General features: G+C 51.0%; 24 protein-coding genes and 1 tRNA gene. 21 read left to right on the forward strand and 4 right to left on the reverse strand.

The genetic code is table 11. From position 1 onward, the window contains the following. Positions 1 to 89 precede the first annotated feature (89 nt). From VMT62_03670 to VMT62_03680, 3 genes are all read left to right on the forward strand, one after another. Complete coding sequence (locus VMT62_03670) at positions 90 to 674, forward strand: hypothetical protein (GenBank protein HVN95504.1); 585 nt, start codon at positions 90 to 92, stop codon at positions 672 to 674. Positions 675 to 731: 57 nt separating this feature from the next. Then, positions 732 to 1,172, forward strand: a complete 441-nt coding sequence (locus VMT62_03675; GenBank protein ID HVN95505.1) for a hypothetical protein — start codon at positions 732 to 734, stop codon at positions 1,170 to 1,172. Positions 1,173 to 1,322: 150 nt separating this feature from the next. Then, the gene (locus tag VMT62_03680; protein HVN95506.1) at positions 1,323 to 2,153 is read left to right on the forward strand and encodes a HEAT repeat domain-containing protein; all 831 of its coding nucleotides are present in this window, start codon (positions 1,323 to 1,325) and stop codon (positions 2,151 to 2,153) included. Between the two features lie 147 nt (positions 2,154 to 2,300). On the opposite strand, the gene VMT62_03685 is transcribed toward VMT62_03680, so the two are convergent. From VMT62_03685 to VMT62_03695, 3 genes are read right to left on the reverse strand one after another with little or no spacing between them, the layout of a single operon-like run. Next, positions 2,301 to 2,471: a hypothetical protein gene (locus VMT62_03685; GenBank protein ID HVN95507.1), complete on the reverse strand. Its 171-nt coding sequence runs from the start codon at positions 2,469 to 2,471 to the stop codon at positions 2,301 to 2,303. A 34-nt stretch (positions 2,472 to 2,505) separates the two neighbouring features. Next, positions 2,506 to 2,724, reverse strand: a complete 219-nt coding sequence (locus VMT62_03690; protein ID HVN95508.1) for a hypothetical protein — start codon at positions 2,722 to 2,724, stop codon at positions 2,506 to 2,508. Next, a complete protein-coding gene (locus tag VMT62_03695) occupies positions 2,721 to 3,194 on the reverse strand; it encodes a helix-turn-helix transcriptional regulator (protein ID HVN95509.1) in 474 nt (157 codons plus the stop codon). The genes VMT62_03690 and VMT62_03695 overlap by 4 nt, the downstream gene beginning before the upstream one ends. Positions 3,195 to 3,645: 451 nt before the next feature. On the opposite strand from VMT62_03695, the gene VMT62_03700 reads away from it, so the two are divergent. The 8 genes from VMT62_03700 (at position 3,646) to VMT62_03735 (ending at position 6,826) form a co-directional block, all read left to right on the forward strand. Beyond that, positions 3,646 to 4,035, forward strand: coding sequence for a hypothetical protein (locus VMT62_03700; GenBank protein ID HVN95510.1), 390 nt, complete (start codon positions 3,646 to 3,648; stop codon positions 4,033 to 4,035). 244 nt (positions 4,036 to 4,279) lie between these two features. Beyond that, a complete protein-coding gene (locus tag VMT62_03705; GenBank protein HVN95511.1) occupies positions 4,280 to 4,498 on the forward strand; it encodes a hypothetical protein in 219 nt (72 codons plus the stop codon). Next, the gene (locus VMT62_03710; GenBank protein ID HVN95512.1) at positions 4,495 to 4,794 is read left to right on the forward strand and encodes a hypothetical protein; all 300 of its coding nucleotides are present in this window, start codon (positions 4,495 to 4,497) and stop codon (positions 4,792 to 4,794) included. Before VMT62_03705 ends, VMT62_03710 begins: the two co-directional genes overlap by 4 nt. Positions 4,795 to 4,831: 37 nt before the next feature. After that, on the forward strand, positions 4,832 to 5,038 hold the full coding sequence (locus VMT62_03715; GenBank protein HVN95513.1) for a hypothetical protein: 207 nt from the start codon (positions 4,832 to 4,834) through the stop codon (positions 5,036 to 5,038). Between the two features lie 81 nt (positions 5,039 to 5,119). Beyond that, complete coding sequence (locus tag VMT62_03720) at positions 5,120 to 5,317, forward strand: hypothetical protein (GenBank protein HVN95514.1); 198 nt, start codon at positions 5,120 to 5,122, stop codon at positions 5,315 to 5,317. Positions 5,318 to 5,367: 50 nt separating this feature from the next. Next, a complete protein-coding gene (locus tag VMT62_03725) occupies positions 5,368 to 5,664 on the forward strand; it encodes a hypothetical protein (protein HVN95515.1) in 297 nt (98 codons plus the stop codon). Then, the gene (locus tag VMT62_03730; GenBank protein HVN95516.1) at positions 5,661 to 5,846 is read left to right on the forward strand and encodes a hypothetical protein; all 186 of its coding nucleotides are present in this window, start codon (positions 5,661 to 5,663) and stop codon (positions 5,844 to 5,846) included. The genes VMT62_03725 and VMT62_03730 overlap by 4 nt, the downstream gene beginning before the upstream one ends. Beyond that, entirely contained in the window at positions 5,843 to 6,826 is a 984-nt protein-coding gene (locus VMT62_03735; protein HVN95517.1) for a tyrosine-type recombinase/integrase, read from the forward strand. The genes VMT62_03730 and VMT62_03735 overlap by 4 nt, the downstream gene beginning before the upstream one ends. Before the next feature lie 61 nt (positions 6,827 to 6,887). Here the strand turns inward: VMT62_03735 and VMT62_03740 are convergent. Further along, positions 6,888 to 6,961 (reverse strand) — tRNA-Lys (locus VMT62_03740). Positions 6,962 to 7,823: 862 nt separating this feature from the next. Here VMT62_03740 and VMT62_03745 point away from each other — a divergent pair. From VMT62_03745 to VMT62_03790, 10 genes are all read left to right on the forward strand, one after another. Then, positions 7,824 to 8,126, forward strand: a complete 303-nt coding sequence (locus VMT62_03745; protein HVN95518.1) for a hypothetical protein — start codon at positions 7,824 to 7,826, stop codon at positions 8,124 to 8,126. A 165-nt stretch (positions 8,127 to 8,291) separates the two neighbouring features. After that, positions 8,292 to 9,074: a polysaccharide biosynthesis/export family protein gene (locus VMT62_03750; GenBank protein HVN95519.1), complete on the forward strand. Its 783-nt coding sequence runs from the start codon at positions 8,292 to 8,294 to the stop codon at positions 9,072 to 9,074. A gap of 36 nt (positions 9,075 to 9,110) precedes the next feature. Beyond that, positions 9,111 to 10,499: a GumC family protein gene (locus VMT62_03755; protein HVN95520.1), complete on the forward strand. Its 1,389-nt coding sequence runs from the start codon at positions 9,111 to 9,113 to the stop codon at positions 10,497 to 10,499. Positions 10,500 to 10,584: 85 nt separating this feature from the next. After that, the gene (locus VMT62_03760; GenBank protein HVN95521.1) at positions 10,585 to 11,847 is read left to right on the forward strand and encodes an AAA family ATPase; all 1,263 of its coding nucleotides are present in this window, start codon (positions 10,585 to 10,587) and stop codon (positions 11,845 to 11,847) included. A gap of 463 nt (positions 11,848 to 12,310) precedes the next feature. Next, positions 12,311 to 13,069: a CpsD/CapB family tyrosine-protein kinase gene (locus VMT62_03765; protein ID HVN95522.1), complete on the forward strand. Its 759-nt coding sequence runs from the start codon at positions 12,311 to 12,313 to the stop codon at positions 13,067 to 13,069. Between the two features lie 21 nt (positions 13,070 to 13,090). Beyond that, entirely contained in the window at positions 13,091 to 14,617 is a 1,527-nt protein-coding gene (locus VMT62_03770) for a sugar transferase (protein ID HVN95523.1), read from the forward strand. A 191-nt stretch (positions 14,618 to 14,808) separates the two neighbouring features. After that, complete coding sequence (locus tag VMT62_03775) at positions 14,809 to 15,093, forward strand: acyl carrier protein (protein ID HVN95524.1); 285 nt, start codon at positions 14,809 to 14,811, stop codon at positions 15,091 to 15,093. A gap of 68 nt (positions 15,094 to 15,161) precedes the next feature. After that, a complete protein-coding gene (gene asnB, locus VMT62_03780; protein HVN95525.1) occupies positions 15,162 to 17,147 on the forward strand; it encodes an asparagine synthase (glutamine-hydrolyzing) in 1,986 nt (661 codons plus the stop codon). 222 nt (positions 17,148 to 17,369) lie between these two features. Further along, entirely contained in the window at positions 17,370 to 18,278 is a 909-nt protein-coding gene (locus tag VMT62_03785; protein ID HVN95526.1) for a hypothetical protein, read from the forward strand. 23 nt (positions 18,279 to 18,301) lie between these two features. Then, the gene (locus VMT62_03790) at positions 18,302 to 19,906 is read left to right on the forward strand and encodes a class I adenylate-forming enzyme family protein (GenBank protein ID HVN95527.1); all 1,605 of its coding nucleotides are present in this window, start codon (positions 18,302 to 18,304) and stop codon (positions 19,904 to 19,906) included. The last annotated feature ends 87 nt before the right edge of the window (positions 19,907 to 19,993 follow it).

A 19,993-nucleotide genomic window follows, 5' to 3' on the forward strand; every position in this document is an offset into this window, starting at 1 on the left:
CAAAAAACGGCTTGTCATCCCTCCCTAGGCAGGTGTAGTATTGTAAAAAGGGTTGAGATTATCGATCGCTCGGCAAAGGAGGCTCCATTATGGATGACAAACTGACACAACAGATCCGAAGTAATATGGAGTCGATGAAAACGGCCGATCTATTGAAAATCTGGGAATCGAATAACAAAGATGAGTACTCCGAAGAGGCATTCCATGTTGTGAAAGAAATCCTTGAGGAACGCGGTGAACGTTTGCCAGATCAAAAAGTGCCTGAAGACAAAGATAAACGTTACGCCAAAAAGAAAACACAGCAAGATCCAGTTAAACTTGCTCAAGGTGCGATTCTTTGGATAGGAATGGGCTGTCTGTTTTGGTTTCTTCTACATTTGATAAACTTTATTCCAGGTTTCGACAAGTATACGTGGCTGGATCTGTTCCTCGGCTGTACCTTCATTGTGTTATGGGAACGGGCGAGAAAGCGCAGTAGGGCTGCTTTCGTCATTGCAATCGTTCTGACGGGCATTATTAACATCTATAATATTGTCAATTTGCTGCAAATTCTGTCCCATGGTGACATTCCGCTCGGGATCGGTGGGTTTATACTGACAATCTTTTTATTCATCTGGATGATAAAAGGGCTGCGTGCTATGAAGACAGTAGCCCCTTCGCAAAACAACGGCTAAAGGTTGAGGACTGACTGGGCATTACGAGTCGCGGACTACCATAAGGAGGATACGCAAATGAATTCGAAAAGCCGAACAGCGCTGTTGAGTGCGGTATTTTGTATCGCGATGAGTTGGATTGTTTGTTATCCCGCAGCTTTTAGCGCCGATGAAAGTGCGCCGCCGACGATGAAGCGTCTCAAGAGCGAGATGGCTTCTGAACCCGCGACTATCAGACTATCACAGGATGGCAAGAAGGGAATCCTGGTAGAGGTGATAAAAGGTAAGGTGACGGTAACTTCCGAGGTAAAAGTACTGAAGGGTAACTGGACAATAAAGGATCCGGGGATGCAGTTTGACAAAGGATCTGTATTCCGCGCTGAAAACACTGATGCCATCCAGCTCGATCCCTCAATGAACATAATCGTCTCGAGGGGTAAAATTCGTATCAGGGGAACCATGTATGATCAAGGAACGAACCTGATCGTAAGCCAGGACGGTAAATTGGTAAAGAAATAGTTGATGTCACCAAAGATCGATTTGCTGGTAAAGGCTATCCGGCATCTATAATAGAAAAGAAATGATGGATGTCAGGAATGAGGAGGAAAAAGGGCTGACAGATGGTCTTCCGGTTCGTACGGTTTCTTGGGAATACAAGGAGAACCCAGAATGAATAATCTCGAGTATATTCGGAAGAATATGGAAACAAAGACCACAGAGGATCTGCTGAGGATATGGACGGAAAATGATACAGACCAGTGGTCGCCAGAGGCCTTTGAGGCGGTACATCAATTGCTTAAAGAGAGGGGCGAGATAATGCCGTCGCAGAAAGACCTGTTCGATCGGAAGATGGGGGACCTGAAAAACGGAAATATTAAAGTGCGAAATGCAGGAGCTGTGGCATTGGGCGATATCGGAGATCCGCGGGCGATTGATTCATTAATTGCCGCAATGAGCGACAAATCAGGATACGTGCGCTTGGCCGCCGCCGAGGCATTGGGAAAGATAGGGGAGCGGCGAGCGGTTGATTCTCTGATTGAGGCTGCGAGAGATGAAAATGACCTGGTCCGCAAGAATGCCGTTATAGCATTGGGAAAGATTGGAGATGATCGCGCATTTGATGCATTGGCCGGCTGTCTTGCAGACGGAATGATGCCTATAAGTGAGGCTGCTGAGGATGCCATGAAGATGAACGGTTGGTTTGATCAGGCTCGCTCGGCTGCTAAGAATGCCGTTGCCAACTATAACTACAGAAAACTGATAATGATGGGTGAGTCAGAAGGGGTGCTAATCTTGGCAATAAAGAAGTACGCCTCCGGATTCCACAAGAGGATGGCATTTGAGTACTTGAACTGCGGTAACGACAGGCTGAAGTGGGCGGCCGAACTTTGGGCGGCCAGAACAGGTCACAGGACGTTTAAGTTAAAACCAAGCCCCGGACGCAGAACAGATGATGGCCCACTCGTTATTTGGGGATCTCATCGAGGAAAAGGAGTTTAGAGAAAGAAGAACAGAGAGAGTAACCGCTCGCGTCCAGGTGTCCAGTCCAGAAAAAACCAGGCTTGACGGTCGGAACAAGAATCCTCAATTCTTCAGCGGAGGCTCGATGCTTTACTCCTGTATCCAATCCCATCCACTGCTCTTCGGTCACTCCCTCCTGATGCCGGCATTGATGCTCATCAGATCAACTATCTTGTCGAGACGCTCAACAATGTGGTTGATCCTGAATGCCCACCGCATAATCACGATGGAAATGACGAAAAAAAGAAGCGCGAAAAACATCGATACGAACGCACCACCGACTGCATATGCTCCCATGGTATTCCCCCTGTGTGTAGTTTATTAACTGCTTTTAGACGAAATCGAGCCAGTCGGCCCAATCCGCCATCATCATACCCGCCCAGGCAACAAACAATATGAGCTTCTTGGCTATTTCAGGTATTGCGGGGTACAGGTCGCGCACCTTCCGCGATATGGAGTCGATCATCACGACGCGGTTGCGCTGAAGCGCCTCAGTCGTCCTTTCGCGCCGTTCCTTACGCTCGCGGCTCCTCCCGCCGCCAGTAATCACTTTCCATGCCCGCCCGCTCGAAATTTCTTCTTCTCCCCCTTGGCTTTTGACGGATCGCCTCTGGCCTGAATAAGGCTTAAGAATCCCCCTAAACTTTTCCTGGCGAGAGTCTTCACGATCTCGTCGTCCGAGGCCAATATCTGAGCAAGTGCTTCGTAGGCCGCCTGATCATCTTGCGGCGCCAAATCACAGGCGCTGCTCGGCGTGATAGACTGCTCCTCAGTCGCGGCTGGCACGGAAACAAACATCTCCCCTTTTCCCGTTTCCAACCAACCAGTGTTGACCTGAGGGAAAACCCGACTAATCGCTTGCTTCATCTTTCTTGTCAGGGCGATTTGGCCGTTCTCTACACGGGAAATCGTACCCTGAGAGTACCCTATCTTAAGGGCAAAGCTCTTCTGATTCTCGCTTAGATTGCGGTATAGCTCTCTAAATCTGTTGGCTATAATCAGTTGTGTATTCTTTTGCATATTTTCTTCTTGACAGAATTATGCATTTGCATATATCCTGTTTCCAATGACAGGGAATTTGGAAACTAAATTGGAAAATCACGTCCCCTTCTCTTTGGCCCGGCCATGACCGCCTTGCAAAAAGGACATTTCATGGCCCACAGCTTCTTTAAATTCTCCAGGCTCACACTCACTCTTGCCCGGCAGGCCCGGCAAGGGATCATCACGCGGCCCTCGGTCCCGACGGCAAAACTTCTGTTGGGCTTGGTCAAAGCTCTCATGCTCCCCCAGAATAAAGTGGCCCCCGCCCTCAAACATGGCAGTTTCACACTCTCGCAAGGTAATTCTGTCACGCGGGCGGGGGCATTGTCAATTATTTTCGAGTCTTTGGCAGCCACAAAAAAATTTAACCAAAATCGAGACCTGAAACGCACTGAAACATTCTTTCAACCTGTTTCAGCCGGGGGGATGAATGGGCGCCAATAACAGGTTGAGCCAGGGCCGCCTGTTCTTTGAGGATGAGTACGATGTGCTCACCTACACCATAGCCACATCCGGCAAACCGCCGAAGTTGATCGCGAGCAGGATATATCCCGGCGTTGAGGAAAGGACGGCCACGGCTCGCCTAAGCCGCCTGCTGTCTCCGGACTCCACGGACGTGCCCCTCAAATGGGAAAAGATCAAGGCGATCCTCGATGAAACAACCCCGGAGCACTGGATGAGGTACATGGCGCAGATATTCGGTTATAAATCACCGGAGAAAGACAGCGGGCTCACGCCGGAAGAAGAGAACCGGCAGATCAAGGAAACCTTGCGCAAGCTCAAACTCCACCATATTCCCGATCTAAGGAGATTCACGTGATCCGCAAGAATTCTAAACGAAAGGAGGATTGTATGAGCGCAGCACTACCGATATGGGGCGTCGGCTCCGAAAAACAGTTTATAAACGGTATTGGTAACTTCTCCAACCAGGGCAAGATCGCGGGTAGGAAAGCGTGCTTGCGGGGATACATAAAAGCCCTCGAAACGTTACCCTCTTGCAAGCTCGGTTTTTCGAGGAATCAAATAGCCGATTTATTAGGTTACGCACGTGAGGCCTTATCACTATGCGCTTGAAAGTCAGCGGTAGTGAAGCGGTACTCGTCTTTAGCGGTCTCGTCGGCGCCGCTTTCAACGCCGCAGGCTCGCCCTGGGGATTTGCAATCTGGCTTCCGGGAAATATCGGCCTCGTCTGGCTCAACCACAAGCGCGGCCTCTACTGGCAGGCGATGCTCTTTGCCGCCTATTCTCTCACGTCCCTCTGGGGACTCTGGAGGTCGCTATGAAAGCCAAACTGTTAAAGAAAGGATTGCTGGCCGCCGCGCTCCTCTGCGCCTTCCTCGCCGGAAGGCAGTCGATGGGCGATAGCGACATGTTCCAGAAGGGCTACGACACGGCCATGGATCACGTGCGTTCGACGATCAATACCAGGATGCCCGAACTCAGACCCTTTTACATACACGACCTTGGCATCCGCTTCACCCCGCACGGCGGCAACATCGTCTCAGTCAGGTTCTATGGTTCGGTTCACCCATCTGACGATTTGGCTGACCGCAAGCTCGCGGAGGCCTCATGCAAGTGACCTTCGGTGATACTCATCAAAAGATAGCGGGGGATTCGTGACAAGGCCGCCTATAGAACTGACGCCCGAAAGTTTCGTAGCCGAAGAAACGCTTGCCGCCACAGACGCCACTCCGTTCGTGCTCACTGCGCACGATGCGCGCGGCCAGAAGTTTGCCGTAAGGTTCCTGGTGCGCAACGCACGCGTGTCAGTACTGGCCAAGGCGCTCAAGTATTTGTTCACCCCGCAGAGGTTTCAATGGTAGCCGTCCTCGCCTTCATCGCCGGTTTCTACGCAGGCATCTTGTGTGTCTGCCTTTTGATTTCTTTACGTCACGGAGGGAGCGATGCTTAAAGCGTATCGGTTGAACGATTATGAGGCATGGGACGACGAAAGTTTACAAGAAGCCATAGCCATAGAAGAGAAGGTTGAGAACGCCCTGCGTGAGCGCGGCACGGCGGTGAGTGAGGTAGGTTGGAATTTGAAGGTTTTACGGGGCGGCGGGCATTTTCTTAGTATCCCAAAAAGGGACGCGCGAATATAGCCCAAATCCTGTCCGACAGGTGAAAATGCCCTGCCCCTCCGTATGTTTTGATGCAACTTCGAAAGAAGAAGGATAGGAAGTACCGAAAGTTCGAACCAGAGGAAGCCGGCTTCAAGATACCGGGATACACCTACGGCTCTTTTGGTGATATGTGGCTTCTGACAGGGAAAGGATGGGCAAGCATACGTCACGTCAATCAATACTATCTGGTCAACACGAGGAACGCCATGAGTGAGAACAGCCACGAGGCCCATGTAGTGTACGGCGCGATCATGGCCGAGATTGACCGCCGCGTCCGAAACGATGAATGGCAGGGCGTCACCCCCGCCCTCGGAGTCGCCGCATGATCGACGAAGAGCAGGCCGCCCGCATGGAGCACAAACTCGATCTCATCCTTCACGCTTTGGGCCTTGACGGCAAGAAATCGAGCCTCGACATAAAACAGCATGTGAAGGTGATCGCGATCCAGCTTAGAGAAAGACAATTGACTAAACACGCCAAGAAGCATATAACAGAGGCATGTCCGTGAGAAAGCGTGGTGACGGTTGGCACGTCGATATTCATGTGTCAAAAAGCGAACGGTATTATTACACGGTCAAGGGCACCAAGGAAGAGGCCTATGAATACGAGCAGGAATTAAGGCGGGAACTCGCCCACAAGAAACCGCTCATCAGGGCCACGATCTCCGACAAGGTAGTCGACTATCTCAGATGGGTCAAGCAGCAACAACCCAAATCCCACCGCATAAAGAAATACATGCTCATGACCCGGATCATTCCCTTCTTCGGGAACATCACGCCGGACCGCATCACGCCCGAAATGATTTTACTCTACAAGGAAAAACGGAAACAGGAGATAGCGTCCAAGATGGCCAAGGGTGGAAGCAGGATGATCAACCTTGAGCTTCTGTGCCTTCAGCACATGATACGGCAGATGTGGGGAGAGCGCGCAAAGTTCGAGCAGCTGCCCTGGAAGGCAGACAAACCGATGATCCTGAGCAGGGATGAGATACGGTCCTTCATCAACGCCCTTGAGCCCGAATACGGAGTCCTGTTTTTCTGCATCTACCAGACCGGTATGAGAAAATCCGAGGCGTTAAACCTTACATGGGACAGAGTGGATCTTGACGAGGGCTATCTCCTGGCGAAAGGTAAAGGGGACAAGACGCGCGTCATCCCCATGACGCCTTTGCTAAAAAAATATCTGATTTGTTACCATAATTTCGTCCATGGTGACAAATTGGTGTTTCCGTCTGCCAGGACGGGTAAGCCTCTGGTCGGCATCTACAAGGCCATAGCCAGGGCCAAGAAGGCCGCGGGGATAGAGAAGAGAGTGTACCCTCACCTGCTCCGTCATTGTTTCGGCACACATATAATAGACGGGGGCAGCGACGTGGCGAGCCTCCAGGAATTGTTGGGCCACGCAAATATCAGCACAACGGCCATATATACGCATCTGTCAATGGACTACAAGCGTGAGGCCGTAAATAAAGGCGTCGGGGAATGGTGACAAATGGTGACGATGGTGACATTTTGTGCGGGCTAATATCGCGCGGATGGTTGATTTTATTTGGGCCGTGGAGGATTCGAACCTCCGACCAATTGATTAAGAGTCAACTGCTCTACCGGACTGAGCTAACGGCCCAACGTGCATCTTTATAGCACAGAGGCACTCTGCCATTCAACACAATTCTACCCGTCGAGGCAGCATCGAGACTCGACACAACGTTAAGACGGAAAAATCCCTGCAAAAAATGTAGTTACTCCTACAATAAGTGTAGCTCCACGGGGGCAAAAATTCATCATACCATCTGCAAAGTTAAACAGAGCAACACATTCCGAAATGGCCACGCCGTGGCATGTGATTTGCTCTTAAATGAGCGACTGAAAAAATGGTGTTAGTTTGTATGAACTTAAGTTGACATGGATACGATAAACATTACCTGAAGATAGGCGTCTAATAACAGTAAATTATTGACAAAACGAAAATTATCTATTATCATGAAGTAGGGGGTGTCGGGCTTGTATCTTGAAAGACTAGCAGGGAGATTTGGAAGCCGAACAAAAAGACCGGCTGAGCCATTGCCAGACCTATCAAGAATTATTGATAACCCCTTGAAATATGCGATTGTCATACATAGAGTTTTCTATCTGTAGTGGAAAGAGAAGTCTGGTATAAGATTAAGAACCGTGCGCATGTAAATCCATACGCGACGGTGATGCAAAGCGGTGAAAAAAGGGTGGCACTTGTCGTAACCATAATCATGGAATGGCGGTAGCTTATATTTATGATTGCTCTTTGCGAGCCTGGCGGGCAAACCTAGAGTGACAAACGGATGAACATGTTCTTAACACTACAGGAGATGACAGGCTCGTGGCTTGGGTTCATCTTCCGTCGCGCCCGCGGGATATAAATCAGGTACTAAGGACCTCAGGGAAGCTGAAATTGCACGGGGCTACCCTGCATGATATAATCGACGTGACGAACGGGAGGTCGTAAAATCATCATGAAGAAAACATGTAGGCTCGCGGGACTCACTTCTGTTCTCGTCTTTGCCCTTGCTCCATTGAGCACGGGATTCTGTCAGGCCGATCGTTGCATCGTTCTGGAAACAAAGGATAGCACGGCGCTCGTCAGCTGCGGCGATGGCACGACCCGTATCACAGACGTGAGCGGCAGATCACAGCAGTACAAGGCAGGTGACAGCATCAGCCTTCCAAGGACTGATGTTCCGGGAGGCAGAGAGACGGAGAGATCGAGAGGCTCAGGACCTTCTTCCTCCGACGTGCCGGCTGCGAGGACCCGCTAGTCACCAGGACCCGTAGTGCGCTAGGGGCGTTTGAAGCACGACTTATGAAGCACCGGAAGGGCTTGCGCTTCTGTCTTGCGCAGGCATAGGCGATTATGCATTTTCCTAAACCGTATGGCAAGCTTGCGGTAAATACAACACATTAAAGTTATAGGAGGGACGCACATGAAATTGAGAACGCTTATGAACATAGGTCTTTCAATGCTCGTTGTAATGGCAGCGGCATGCGCTCCAAATGCTGTCAGGAACCCGGCCTCCATCAGTCAAATGGAACAGCAGGCAAAGAGCTCCCCGCAGAAGGAGTATGTAATAAGCTCCGGTGACGTGCTCGACATCAAGTTCATGCACAATCCTGACCTCAATGAGCTCGCTCTTCCCGTGAGGCCGGACGGCCGCATTTCTCTGCAACTGGCTCCTGACATCATGGCAGCCGGGCTCACTCCGAACCAATTGAAGAATGTGCTCACACAAAAATACTCTTCCGAGCTCAAGGAGCCCGAAATAGCGGTGATCGTGCGGTCTTTCGCGGGTGAGAAGATCTTTGTGGATGGCGAGGTGGCGTTTCCCGGGCTCGTCGACTTAAGAGGCCCCACCACGGTAATGGCGGCCATCGCCCAGGCTCGAGGGCTTCGCGACACGGCACGCTTAAGCAATGTCATTGTGATTCGTAACGACGCCAATGGAAAACCCATGGCAGCGAATCTCGACTTAAGAAAGGTCATCAATGGGACAGATATGAGCCAGAATATCTTTCTCATGCCTTACGATATCGTGTATGTCCCGAGATCCAATATAGCCCGGATCGATAAATTCGTGGATGAGTATATAAACAGGGTCGTTCCTGGCGGATTTCCCGGGTTCTCCGGCTTTCACAACCCTTACGCATACGCTTTCGGCGGATTTACCCAGGTGTATCCCGATACCGGCGCTACTATAACCGTCCATTAAACGGATGACCCTAACCACAACCGAGGTCAATGATCGATGATGGAACAGAATTACCAACCTTTTGATTTTACCAACATACGTGATCTTCTTACGATCGTGTTTAAGCACAAGTACAAGATCTTCATTACCTTTCTCGTGATCTTTATCGGGGTCACCGCTCTCGCCCTGATCATGCCGCGGCCGTATGAGTCGAAAAGCGTGTTGCTCGTAAAGCTTGGACGGGAGTTTATGAACCGCCCCGAAGTGAACGGAGGAAGCGGATTTTCCGTTCCACCGGACACAATCCTGAGAGGTGAGATCAGCATACTGACGAGCAGGGACCTCATCAGTAAGGTCATCAATACCATCGGCGTTGAAAAACTCTATCCCACGACAAACAAGATCACCGCCGGTACGGAAACGCCGGAACAGAAGGCGATCAAGTCATTTGAAGAGAACTTGAGCGTTACGAACGTCCCCGGCTCGAGCCTGATACAGGTTACCTTTACCCATTCCGACTCGTACCTGGCGCCCCGGGTGGTAAATACGCTGGTCGACGCTTTCAAGGACAAGCACCTGGAAGTTTTCAGCGGGAACAGCACCGAGTTTCTGGAAAATCAACAGAAGGCCATCGAGGAGAAGCTCAAACAATCGGAAGGCAATCTCGCCACATTCAAGCAGAAACACGGGGTCTTTTCCTTCGATGAACAAAAAACTGCACTGATACAACAACGGAGTATGCTCGACACGGCGCTCAAGGCCGCCCAAAACCAGATGACCGAAGTCGATCAAAAGATCGCCTTCATACGAAGCCCCAAATGGATGGCCGATACCCCCCAGGAGATGCGATCACAACTGGCCGCCCTTCAGCAGAGAGAGAGGGAGCTTTCTGAGAGATACACGGACAATAGCCGGGCAATCCAGAACGTGCGTCAGGAAATCCAACTGACAAAGGATGCCATGGGCAGAAACAACGAAGAATTGAGACAGATAGAACTCGGGAAGGCTGAAGGAGACCTGGCCGTGGTCAAAGCTAAGGTCGAAAATCTGAAACGTCAGTTTTCTCAGGTAGAGGGTGAGGTTTTTGCCCTCGATGCGCGTGGGCGCGAGTTACAAGATTTGAAACGTGAGGCGACACAGCAGGAACAAAGCTACGATACCTATGCACGAAAGCTTCAGGAGTCCCTCATTATGGACGACATGGACCGGCATAAGATGGTCGCCATCAGTGTGGTCGAAAAAGCAACCATTCCTGCAACGCCAAAGAAACAGAAACTCGACAAACACCGGATGGTAGCAGCAGGGTTCCTGGGCGGTATTGCGGCGGGTTTTGCCCTCGCATTTTTCCTTGAATTCAGCGCTTCAGGCATGACAACACCCTATAGCGCTGAACGACGCCTGGGCCTGCCCGTAATGGTTGCGATCGCAAAAAAACAGAGCATTTAACGCTGTATGGGACTTTGCAAAAGCTGCTTCAAGAGTGCAGGTTTCTTAATGAGCGTTCACATTCCTGCCGGGATATAAGTGAGCTATGTATTTGAGTTTTTACAACCTCAAGAAACAACCCTTTCACATCACTCCGGACCCGGAGTTCCTCTACTTAAGCCCGAGCCATAAAGAAGCTTTGGCCGCCATCATATATGGCATAGAGCAGAGGAAGGGATTTATTGCCATCGTTGGTGCCGTTGGGGTCGGCAAGACAACGATCCTTCGATCATACCTGGAAAGTGCAGAGAGAAAACACCTCAAGATCATATACGTCTTCAATGCAAAGCTCACCTTCAACGAACTCCTCAAAACCATTTATCAGGAGCTCGGCCTTCCCGTGGAAAGTAATGACGTTCTGGAGATGGTCAACAAGCTGTACGAGGTCTTAATCGAAGAATACAAGAAAGATAATACGGTCATACTGATCATCGACGAAGCCCAGAATATGCCTGTGGATACGCTTGAGAGCTTGCGCATGCTTTCGAACCTCGAGACGTCCAAAGACAAGTTGATTCAGATCGTGCTCGTCGGTCAACCCGAGTTCGAAGAGCAGCTCAACTTGAACAGGTTAAGACAGCTAAAACAACGGCTTGCCATCCGATCGACGATTTTGCCTCTCACGCCGCACGAAAGCATCGAGTACATCCGGTTCAGACTGCAAAAGGCCGGCTCCAACCCAGGCTCGGTTTTCTCGCCAGGCGCCTTGAAGACGATTGTGCGAAGAGCCAAGGGGATTCCCAGGGTACTCAACATTCTCTGTGACAACGCCCTGATCACGGGGTTCGGTTACCGCAAAAAACCTGTTTCGCAGAAAATAACAAAAGAGATAATCCGGGACTTTGAAGGGCTCAAACAGTCCTCGACTGCTCGATGGTGGGTATCTGCGGTTTCGGCCATGATCTTATTATTTCTCGGCGGCACGGTTTGGCTTGCGCTCTATAAGGAAGCCGATTTCGATAAGATCTCTGTGATGCTATCGCGCGGGCACAGGCATCTGACTGATTCTGCGAGTCAGCCGGAACGGGTTGAGACCCCGGCCGCGCGCGATGATCACGATACCCCGGCGCAGTCTTTGCCGCCCAAGGGGGAGACACCGCCCCCTGCCGTGAATGACGACCACAAGGCCGTCACCAAAACGGTGGTACGTGGCGACACCCTTTCCAAATTAGCACAGGAAGTGTACGGCAACTCAGATACAAAGGTTTTACAATTCATCCGTAAAAGCAATCCTCAGATTGCGGACCCGAATCTCATTCTGAGAGGCAGTACCATTACTTTTCCCACATCTCACAAACAAGAAGAGTAGCAGAGCATTAGTAGTAGTCGGATCGCCCTGGATTTGGCTATCTTTATACTACGAATTACATAGATTTTCTAGGTAGTAATTGGGTGATTTTATGATCTTTATTCCGCGGTGGCGGCGTGCGAGATTGTCTTGTGTCGCAAAAGAATGTCTCATCACGTAAGATTATGTATCGCCAAATATGTAGCCTTACCCACAAAAAATGTAGTATTTTGCTGGAGATAATTGAGTCGTTGTAATACAGGTCAAATATTTCAATATGTTACGATTCTATGTTACTGTGGCACATAAGTTGCTAATTGATGCTGAGGAGTAGCAGAAGGAAACGGTTACGCGAGAAATCTTCGGGTAGCCGGCAACACAGGGGAATGTGTTGGTACATCAACAAAGAGAACATGAAAGCTCTTCAGACCATCCATATAAAGAAATGGAACGGCGGTAGCGTGACCGCCGGCTGGAGGTTAAGGTGAGTAAGATCTTCGAGGCTATCGAGAATGCCCGCAGGGGAGAATCGGCGCCGGATAAACCTGAGTCCCGTGCCCCTTCCGTCTCGCTGCCCGTGTCTCGTCAACCCGGCAGGGTCGACGTTGACATGGAATCGGAAATGATTTCTCTGTATCAAACGATTACTGCAGCACTCCCCGGGATCAATCATCGCTCAGTCCTCTTTGTGGGGTCAAGATCGAATGAAGGCACCTCCACAGTCGCGCGGGAACTGGCCAAGGCCGCCTCTCTACGGATGGAAAAAAACGTTCTTCTCATAGACCTCGATAGAAGTAGACCGGAACACCACATATACACAAAGGTAAGCCGGAGAAACGGCGACGAAGATGTACCGGAAGACAAGGAAAAAGCCGCAGATCCGATGGAAGACTCCTTGTGCCAGGTCGAGGAGAGTAGCCTTTATGTAATGCCACTCTTCCAGAAGACCATGGTTACACCGCGCACCCTTGATTCAGCCAAGGGCCAGGGATTTTGGGAACCCTTGAAGGAAAGGTTTGATCTCATCATTGTGGATTCTCCGCCAACCATGATGTTTCCCGACGGGCCCGCTGTTGCTTCCCAGGTAGATGGCGTAATCCTCGTTGTTGAAGCGGAGAAAACCCGCTGGCAGGTGGCCTTAAGCGTGAAAGAAAAGATAGAGAAAAGCGGCGGGGTTGTACTGGGCATTGTTTTCAATAAAAGGAAATACTACATACCGCAGTTCATTTACAAGCATCTGTAGAGGAGAGAGCCGTAAAATTCTATGGATAAGAAAAGAAAATGGAGAGAACAGAATCCTGACCTCTCTTACCCCCCGGTAAACGAGATAGCGTCTCATCACGGGGGTGACCTCGCGTCAGAATCGCCATTTGTCATCTCCATCTCCAGGAAAGATGATACGACGAGGAACACCGGCGGGGTCTCCGTAGGGTTCCCCCGGTTCCGCTGGCTCCTCTTTATGGGCGATCTTCTGCTCGTCATGTTCGCCAACTTCTTGAGCACCTGGATCCGGTTCGGTATGCCGTTGAACACCCTCAAGGAGTATACCGTGGCCTCGTTCATTACCATCGTGATCTATCCGGTTACCCTCTACATCTTCGATCTCTACAATGTAGAACGTTCGTTCCGTTCCTGGGAGATGGCTTACCGGAGCGCTTTTGCCGTAACCGCCGGCGGTCTTGTGGCCATGATCGCCTTCTATCTCGTACCTTATGGCCCATACGGACGGGGTATTATGGCCATCGAGGTACTCCTTGTCTGGGGGCTTTTCAATATCTGGCGGTTTCTCTACGGTCTTATCTTCCAGAAGACTGCCCCTAGGGTACCCGCTTTGATCGTGGGTGCAGGTGCCTGCGGCAGGGCCATCTATGAGGTGCTCAAGTCCCCGCTCTCTCCCTATGAGATCAGGGGGTTCTTAGACGATGATCCGGCGCAGCTCGGTAAGAGCAGATCACCGACCATCATGGGTAGCTCCCGGCAGATTACAGAGATCGCGAGAAAGGTGGGGGTCCATACGGCGATCCTTGCTATCCCCAAGAACAGATCCGCTTCTCTCATACGGAACATCCTTGACGCCCGTCTTCAGGGCATCAATATCCGGGACATGGCCGATGTATACGAAGAGTTGACCGGACGGATTCCGGTGCGTAACATCGGCGACCAGTGGCTCCTCTTCGCAGAAGGCTTCTATCTGCTCCACAAGGAGTATATCCAGAAGTTCAAGCGTCTTATGGATCTTATCACCTCGGGGTTGTTCCTTCTCTTTATCGCCCCCCTCATGGGGCTTATCGCGCTTGCGGTCAAGCTTGATTCCCCGGGCCCTGTGCTCTACAGCCAGCGCAGGATGGGTAAAGGACAGCAGATCTTTACGATCTACAAGTTCAGGTCCATGCGCCATGATGCAGAGACCGAAGGCGTCCGCTGGGCACAGGAGAAAGACCCGAGGGTGACTAAAATCGGGAGGTTCTTACGACTCACCCACATGGATGAGATCCCCCAGATATGGAACATATTCAAGGGCGACATGAGTCTTGTGGGGCCGAGGCCTGAACGGCCGGAATTTGTCGCGCTTCTCGAAAAGGAAGTGCCCTACTACTTCGCCCGCCACTCAGTAAAGCCCGGTATGACCGGATGGGCCCAGATAAACTACCAGTACGGTGCGTCTATTGAAGACGCGAAAAACAAGCTTGAGTACGATATTTACTACGTGAAGAACATGTCCCTCATGCTCGATTTCAAGATTCTTCTTCGCACTATAGGCGTGGTCCTCTTGAGCGACGGGGCTCGGTAGCCAGGAAAGCAGTCTATCTGTTGATGGGATTTGGGAATCAATCAGATTTTATATTTCGGTAACAAGATTCACGCCGCAAACGAAGGGCTTGTAATCTGCATGAGTATGGCGGTAGTATATACCGGCGATACGAAAAGTCCTTCCATTGGGCGATCAACTCGACGTTCAGATTAACCTTGTCAGGAGCAGGTATGGAACAAAACATCAAGCAGCAGATAATCGATTTCATAACCACAAATTTCCTTTTCGATGATTCCCAGACCGTAATCGGGGAAAAAGACTCTCTCCTTGAAACCGGCGTCATCGATTCTACCGGTGTGCTTGAATTGATCGCCTTTATTGAAGAAACTTACGGAATCAAAGTGGATGACGAGGAAATCACACCGGAGAATCTGGACACCATACTCGACATCACCTACTTCATTCAACAGAAATTGACCCAGAGCTCCGTAAGATCGAGTTCATCGGGGCTGTAACGTTCGCACCGGATTAAGCGAATCGAACCCGGACAGTCCCCTAATCCAATAAATTAAACAACTTTAGCATGTGTGGAATAGCCGGCACAATTGATTTTAGCGGTAAGGCGCCTGATGACGGCCTTCTTCGCCGTATGCTCGGCCTTATACGTCACCGCGGGCCCGATGCTTTCGGCATCTACATGGATGACACCGCCGCGCTCGCCTCGACGCGTCTCAGCATCATCGACTTGCCCGGGGGCGATCAACCGATCCATAATGAGGATCAAACGCTTTGGATCGTTTACAACGGGGAAGTCTTTAACTACGTAGAGCTGAGGCCTGACCTGGAGGCCCGCGGCCACCGATTTTATACCAATACCGACACTGAAGTCCTCGTGCATCTTTACGAAGAAGAGGGTCCCGACATGCTCAGGCTTTTGAACGGTCAGTTCGGCCTTGCCCTGTGGGATGCGAAGAAGAGAGAGTTGTTTCTGGCCCGGGATCGCATGGGTATCAGGCCACTCTTCTATAAACGGGACGGAAGCCGCATTCTCTTTGCCTCCGAGATCAAAGCAATCTTTGCCGACCCTAAGATCGAGAAAAGCCTTGACCTTCAAACGCTTTCCGACATCTTTACCTGCTGGAGCCCGTTAAATGGTCAAACTGCGTTCCAAGGGGTCCATCAGCTCATGCCCGCCCATTATGCCGTCATCAACAGCACGGGGACAAAGATTCATCGCTACTGGCAGATCCCCTACGGACAAGAGTACGATCGGGGCCGCAGCTTGAGCGAGTGGAGGGACGAACTCAACGATCTTGTTCGGGACGCCTGTCGTATCAGGCTCAGGGCCGACGTGCCTGTCGGGGCCTATCTGAGCGGAGGTCTTGATAGCACTTACACTACCTCGATCGTAAAGCGGTTCTTCAATAATCAGCTCTGTACCTTCTCGGTCAGCTTCACGGATAATCGTTTCGACGAAGCCGCTTTCCAGATGAGGGCTGTTGAGTCCCTTGGCACCGATCATCGAATGATCCGGTTGAGCGATAGAGATATCGGCGATGTTTTTCCCGACGTGATCTGGCACGCCGAGACTCCCTTGCTACGGACCGCGCCCGCGCCTCTGTTCCAGCTCTCCAAGCTTGTTCGTGAAAACAACTTTAAGGTGGTCTTGACCGGTGAAGGGTCAGACGAGATCTTTGCAGGCTACGACATCTTCAAAGAGGACAGGATAAGACGCTTTTGGGCCGAGGAGCCGGAATCGAAACTACGTCCCAAGCTCTTGAGAAAATTATATCCTGACATCTTTTCGCATGCCGATTCGCGGGCAACAATCTTTCTGGAGAACTTCTTCAAAAAAGGGCTGTCCCGGGTGGAATTACCGTTCTATTCGCATATGATCAGATGGGAAAATACGGCGCTTATCAAGGGCTTCTTTTCAGACGAACTCAAAGCCAACACGGGAGAGGCGGACGGTTTCACGGGCCGATTCGCATCGCAGCTTCCCGCAGACTATTATAATTGGGACCCCCTGTCCAGAGCCCAGTATACAGAGAGTGTTATCTTTCTCTCAAACTATCTTCTGTCTTCTCAGGGAGACCGTATGGCCATGGCTCATGCCGTGGAAGGTCGTTTCCCTTTTCTTGATTACCGGGTTGTGGAATTTGCTTCCCGCGTCCCGCCCACTTTGCGGCTTCGCGGACTGAGAGACAAGTTCATCTTGCGGGACGCCGCCACGGATCTCATCCCGAAGGAATTGGCATACAGGCAGAAACAGCCGTACAGGGCGCCGATCAGTCGGTGTTTCTTCGGCGGGACGCCGCCCGAGTACGTGAGCGAGCTTCTCTCGGTGGAAAGCCTGCGCCGGAAGGGATACTTCCATCCGGGCAAAGTCACCAAACTCGTGGAGAAAATTACGCGTCAGGAAGGGCAGCTCCTAAGCGAGCGAGAAAATATGGCGCTTATCGGCGTTCTCTCGACTCAGCTCGCGGATGAAGCTTTTATAAGTAACTTTCCCTATCACGCTATCGTTGAACCTGAGAACGTTAAGATATATGACTTTAGACGGAAATAGCCACGAATTCACAGCGGCAGGGCCGTTATGGTTCCCAAGCTTTACCCGCGTCGTGATCGTTTGCTTTCCGTCATGGTAAACTGAGGTAACCTTATGAAGCAAGATCAAGTAAGTAAGTCGATTGAACCTCGTATCTGCTCGCACTGTATTCTACCGGAGACTTTTCCGAATATCAGATTCGATGCAGAAGGTGTATGCAATCATTGTCTTCAGGAAAAGTCCATGCTGGCCAAGCGAGACGCCAAGACACTCGAGTACCGGGAAAAGCTCGACGATCTTATAGCGTCAACCAAGGGTACCGGCCCCTGTTACGATGCCATCATGGCGTACAGCGGCGGTAAAGATTCTTCGTACACGCTCAAGCTTCTTCGCGAACGGTACGATCTCAAAGTGCTCGCCCTTACCTTCGACAATCATTTTGTCTCACCCACTGCCCTGGAAAACATCAGAAAGGTCACCGATAGTCTTCAAGTAGACCATATTCATTTCAAGGCGCCGTGGGCCGCTATGAAATCGCTCTTTTCTCTCACAGCGTCCGCTGATATCTTTTCCGCGGCCACCCTGCTCAGGGCAAGTTCCATTTGTACGGCCTGCATCGGGATCGTCAAAAGTCTCACCCTGAAGACGGCTATCGAAATGGCAATCCCCCTGTCTGCTTTCGGCTGGTCACCGGGACAGGCCCCCATCCAGTCGGCCATAATGAGGACCAACGCATCTCTCATTCGGCAGAATCAGAGGGCTCTGCTCAGTGGTTTTCCAACCGATGTTCAGGTTCAGATGAGTTCCTACTTCATCCCTGAAAGTTACTATCAATCATATGCCGGCCGTTTTCCCACCAACATACACCCATTGGCGTTCTTCGAATATGATGAACAAAAGATCACGGATGAGCTCAAACAGATCGGGTGGATCCTGCCGACCAACACGGACACGAACTCAACCAACTGTCTTCTCAATGCCTTTGCAAATCAGGTTCATCTGGAACGTCACAAGTTTCATCCATACGTCTGGGAGATAGCCAATATGGTGCGTCAGGGCGTCATGACCCGTGAAGAAGGCATGGAAAAGATATATTCACCGCAGAACGCCGAACAGGTAGCCTACGCCAGGAGTATGCTCGGATTAGATTAAGAAGTCTCATAAAGAGCCGTATCATGGTCCCGATAATTCCCCTAAATCCCGATATAACACTTGTCCATCATTTCCTCGAGAAGAGCGCGGAGCGCTTTCCCGGTAAAACAGCTATCGTACACGGTCCGACCCGCGTTACATATGCTGAGTTAAATAATCGGGCGAGTGCCCTGGCAGATTATCTCTTGACCATCGGCCTAAAACCCGGTGACCGCGTGGCCTTGCTCATGGAAAATAGTCTTGAATACGTTATCGGTTATTACGGAGCGCTCAAGGCCTCCGCGGTGGCAGTACCTTTAAACAGCGACTTGAAGGCCGAAGGATTGCGCTATGCCATAGAGGATTTAGAGGCCGGAATAATGGTGTCTTCGTCGAAGTTTGAGAAGCTCATAGCTGCCTCAAACCTGGAGGGCCTGGGACTGAAGCACCTCATTCTCAAGGGACGTTCCGTATCGGCAGGCATTCGCACAACCACGGTCAATTTCGACGACGTCACCCCCTCTTCCTTTACCAGTACAGTGCGTTGCGAGATAACTTCCCGCGACCTCGCGAGCATCATCTATACGTCAGGATCGACCGGTGGCCCAAAGGGGGTGATGCTTTCACATCAGAACATCGTGGACAACACCTTCTCGATCTGCCAGTATCTCGGCCTCACGAGTGACGATGTGCAGATGATTGTGCTACCGTTCTTTTATGTCATGGGAAAATCGCTGCTCAATACCCATTTTGCAGTCGGCGGTACGGTCATCCTCAACAACCAGTTCGCCTTTCCGGCCACTGTCATTAAAGAAATGATCGCGGAGAAGGTCACCGGTTTTTCCGGGGTTCCTTCTACCTTTGCGTACCTCGTGCATCGATCTCCGCTTGCCGCTAATCGGGAGAAACTTCCCTGTCTCCGTTATGTGAGCCAGGCCGGCGGGCACATGGCAAAAGCCGTCAAAGAAGAGCTCCGTCGGGTACTTCCGGCGCACACCCAAATAGTCATCATGTACGGTGCGACCGAAGCTGCGGCCAGGCTTTCCTACCTCGAAGCTCCGCGTTTTGCGGACAAAACGGAATCCATTGGAAAGGCCATACCCGGCGTCACATTGAAGGTAGTGAACCAGGACGGGCGGGACGCAGACATCGGTCAAGTCGGCGAACTCGTTGCCACGGGGACCAACATCATGCAAGGTTATTGGAAAAATCCCGAAGCCACTGCAAAGGTCCTTACAGATGGCTGGTATCACACGGGTGATCAGGCGTATATGGATGAAGAGGGCTTTTTCTTTGTTGTGGGACGCAAGGACGACCTTTTGAAGGTAGGCGGCCACAGGCTCAATCCACAGGAAATAGAAGATATATTGCTCGAGTCGGGTATGTTTGTTGAGGCGGTAGTGCTTGGCCAACCGGATGAACTGCTGGGGATGCGTCTTGTTACCCTCGCCGTTCCGAAAAGCGACGAGTGCACCTCTCAAAAGGTGATGAACTTCTGCGCAGAGAGGCTGCCCAAATACAAGATACCGAGCGAGGTGCAATTCACTAAGAATCTGCCAAAGAAGACAAGCGGCAAGGTTGATCGAAAAAGTTGCCTTGCTTTGTTCAGTCAGTGTCAACCGAATTCACAGCATGCCGCAGAAAAATAAACAGAGCGTGTCTATGAAGAGAGAAATACCCCGGAGTGGCAGCCTTACAAACAGTCTCCTACCGCTCTTCACGGTTCTCACTCTCCT

This window comes from Syntrophorhabdaceae bacterium (genome assembly GCA_035541755.1).
Taxonomy (GTDB): Bacteria; Desulfobacterota; Syntrophorhabdia; order Syntrophorhabdales; family Syntrophorhabdaceae; genus PNOF01.

Coding starts and splice junctions, on each gene's coding strand:
- VMT62_03670 (HVN95504.1), top strand. CDS start 90: ATGGATGACAAACTGACACAACAGATCCGAAGTAATATGGAGTCGATG.
- VMT62_03675 (HVN95505.1), top strand. CDS start 732: ATGAATTCGAAAAGCCGAACAGCGCTGTTGAGTGCGGTATTTTGTATC.
- VMT62_03680 (HVN95506.1), top strand. CDS start 1,323: ATGAATAATCTCGAGTATATTCGGAAGAATATGGAAACAAAGACCACA.
- VMT62_03685 (HVN95507.1), bottom strand. CDS start 2,471: ATGGGAGCATATGCAGTCGGTGGTGCGTTCGTATCGATGTTTTTCGCG.
- VMT62_03695 (HVN95509.1), bottom strand. CDS start 3,194: ATGCAAAAGAATACACAACTGATTATAGCCAACAGATTTAGAGAGCTA.
- VMT62_03700 (HVN95510.1), top strand. CDS start 3,646: ATGGGCGCCAATAACAGGTTGAGCCAGGGCCGCCTGTTCTTTGAGGAT.
- VMT62_03705 (HVN95511.1), top strand. CDS start 4,280: ATGCGCTTGAAAGTCAGCGGTAGTGAAGCGGTACTCGTCTTTAGCGGT.
- VMT62_03710 (HVN95512.1), top strand. CDS start 4,495: ATGAAAGCCAAACTGTTAAAGAAAGGATTGCTGGCCGCCGCGCTCCTC.
- VMT62_03720 (HVN95514.1), top strand. CDS start 5,120: ATGCTTAAAGCGTATCGGTTGAACGATTATGAGGCATGGGACGACGAA.
- VMT62_03725 (HVN95515.1), top strand. CDS start 5,368: ATGCAACTTCGAAAGAAGAAGGATAGGAAGTACCGAAAGTTCGAACCA.
- VMT62_03730 (HVN95516.1), top strand. CDS start 5,661: ATGATCGACGAAGAGCAGGCCGCCCGCATGGAGCACAAACTCGATCTC.
- VMT62_03745 (HVN95518.1), top strand. CDS start 7,824: ATGAAGAAAACATGTAGGCTCGCGGGACTCACTTCTGTTCTCGTCTTT.
- VMT62_03750 (HVN95519.1), top strand. CDS start 8,292: ATGAAATTGAGAACGCTTATGAACATAGGTCTTTCAATGCTCGTTGTA.
- VMT62_03755 (HVN95520.1), top strand. CDS start 9,111: ATGATGGAACAGAATTACCAACCTTTTGATTTTACCAACATACGTGAT.
- VMT62_03760 (HVN95521.1), top strand. CDS start 10,585: ATGTATTTGAGTTTTTACAACCTCAAGAAACAACCCTTTCACATCACT.
- VMT62_03770 (HVN95523.1), top strand. CDS start 13,091: ATGGATAAGAAAAGAAAATGGAGAGAACAGAATCCTGACCTCTCTTAC.
- VMT62_03775 (HVN95524.1), top strand. CDS start 14,809: ATGGAACAAAACATCAAGCAGCAGATAATCGATTTCATAACCACAAAT.
- asnB (HVN95525.1), top strand. CDS start 15,162: ATGTGTGGAATAGCCGGCACAATTGATTTTAGCGGTAAGGCGCCTGAT.
- VMT62_03785 (HVN95526.1), top strand. CDS start 17,370: ATGCTGGCCAAGCGAGACGCCAAGACACTCGAGTACCGGGAAAAGCTC.
- VMT62_03790 (HVN95527.1), top strand. CDS start 18,302: ATGGTCCCGATAATTCCCCTAAATCCCGATATAACACTTGTCCATCAT.